Origin of the sequence: Staphylococcus sp. HMSC034G07, from assembly GCF_001835975.1 — a bacterium.
Lineage (GTDB): Bacteria > Bacillota > Bacilli > Staphylococcales > Staphylococcaceae > Staphylococcus > Staphylococcus ureilyticus.
Window position 1 is genome coordinate 1 of sequence record NZ_KV826603.1, and the last position, 207, is coordinate 207.

Here is a 207-nt window from a genome sequence, read left to right on the forward strand (position 1 = left end):
TTTTGAGGTTTACCAAATTGTTTAATGAGACGTTTGATAAACGCATATGCTGAATGATTATCTCGTTGCTTACGCAACCAAATATCTAATGTATGTCCCTCTGCATCAATGGCACGATATAAATAGCTCCATTTTCCTTTTATTTTGATGTACGTCTCATCAATACGCCATTTGTAATAAGCTTTTTTATGCTTTTTCTTCCAAATT

The 207-nt window shown here is 32.9% G+C and carries 1 protein-coding gene; it reads right to left on the bottom strand.

Features of this window, described 5'->3' with window-relative positions:
* Positions 1-207 (bottom strand): DDE-type integrase/transposase/recombinase (locus HMPREF2586_RS05345; RefSeq protein WP_141756812.1); only part of this gene is annotated, 207 nt, incomplete at both ends.